This is a genomic window from Bartonella sp. CL71SXKL (assembly GCF_042194935.1).
Classification (GTDB): domain Bacteria; phylum Pseudomonadota; class Alphaproteobacteria; order Rhizobiales; family Rhizobiaceae; genus Bartonella.
In genome coordinates, this window is the sequence record NZ_JBHINI010000137.1 from 1 (window position 1) to 601 (window position 601).

1 protein-coding gene is annotated in these 601 nt (G+C 46.1%); it reads left to right on the forward strand.

Features of this window, described 5'->3' with window-relative positions; genetic code table 11:
- Positions 1–47 precede the first annotated feature (47 nt).
- Positions 48–601 (forward strand): ribonuclease HI family protein (locus tag ACFILA_RS09925; RefSeq protein WP_375661169.1); only part of this gene is annotated, 554 nt, incomplete at its 3' end.

Consider the following 601-nt stretch of genomic DNA (forward strand, 5'->3'; position numbering starts at 1 on the left):
CAAGGCCAATCAGAGCTACTCTCAGAAAGGCAGACCTAGCAGGAAGAATGGAAAAATGGTCAGTAGAGCTCAACAGGTTTCACATTGAATATGAACCAAGAACTGCCATCAAAGCACAAGTCCTAGCTGATTTTATTGCAGAACTCTCTGATGAATTAGTTGCAGCAGATAGCAAGCAACCTGCTCCAACTGGGGGGCAAGGAGAGGAGAACATTTCAAATCCTGTTAATTTTGACAATTCAGAGCAGAATATCCCAGAGGTTGCTAAGGCTTCCGAGCATGTTCAACAGCTCAGCCTTAGTCCAGAGCTAGAACCAGAAAGTCAGGTATGGAGCCTTCATGTTGATGGGGCCTCCAATGCCAAGGGGGCAGGCATAGGGATTGTTCTCAGATCTCCTGAAGGTCTGATCCTGGAGCAAGCAATCAGATTGGGGTTTGATGCCTCAAACAACGAAGCAGAGGATGAAGCACTCATTAGAGGTCTGAAAAAAGCCAAGGTGCTGGGAGTCAAGCATCTCAAAATCAATTGTGATTCACAACTGGTGGCTAACCAGTTAACTGGGGAATATTGTGCTAGGAATCAGACCATGGAAGCCTACAT